This is a genomic window from Rhodoplanes roseus, assembly GCF_003258865.1.
GTDB lineage: Bacteria > Pseudomonadota > Alphaproteobacteria > Rhizobiales > Xanthobacteraceae > Rhodoplanes > Rhodoplanes roseus.
Genome location: NZ_NPEX01000649.1, coordinates 1 through 600 on the forward strand (window position 1 = coordinate 1; position 600 = coordinate 600).

The window sequence follows — 600 nt, forward strand, 5'->3', positions numbered from 1 at the left end:
GCGAGCTCGCCGACCGGCTCGGGGTCTCGCACCGGGTGTTGCGCTGGGTCGGTGACAAGCCGTCGACCGGCCTGCAGGAGGCCGCCCGGGTGGCGCGCTACCGGCTGCTGGCCGAAGCCGCCCGCGCCGTCGGGGCTGCCCATGTGGTGACGGCCCACACGCGCGACGACCAGGCCGAGACCGTGCTGTTCCGCCTCGCCCGTGGCAGCGGCCTGTCGGGCTTGGCCGGCATGGCCCGGGTGTCGCCGTTGCCGGCCCTTTCCACCGGGGAGGGAAAGGCCACGGACGGGGCGCCGTTTCTGGTCCGTCCGTTTCTCGACGTCCCCAAGGCCCGGCTGATCGCGACCCTGGAGGCCGCCGGCGTCCCGTATGCGGACGACCCGTCGAATCGTGACCCGAGATTCACTCGTTCACGGCTGCGTCGGCTGCTGCCCAGTCTGGCCGAGGAAGGCCTGTCGGCGGCCCGGCTCGTCCAGCTCGCCGGGCGCATGCGCCGGGCCGACGCGGCGCTCGAGGCGGCGGTCGACCGGCTGGCCGCCGATCTCGCGATCTCGCCCGGCCGGCTGCCCGGGGCCGGGCCCGTCACGTTCGACGCCGCCG

1 protein-coding gene is annotated in these 600 nt (G+C 75.7%); it reads left to right on the plus strand.

Annotation, left to right across the window (positions count from 1 at the left end; all coding sequences use genetic code 11):
* Positions 1–600: tRNA lysidine(34) synthetase TilS (gene tilS, locus CH341_RS31800; RefSeq protein WP_111423731.1), on the plus strand; the 600-nt coding region annotated here is incomplete at both ends.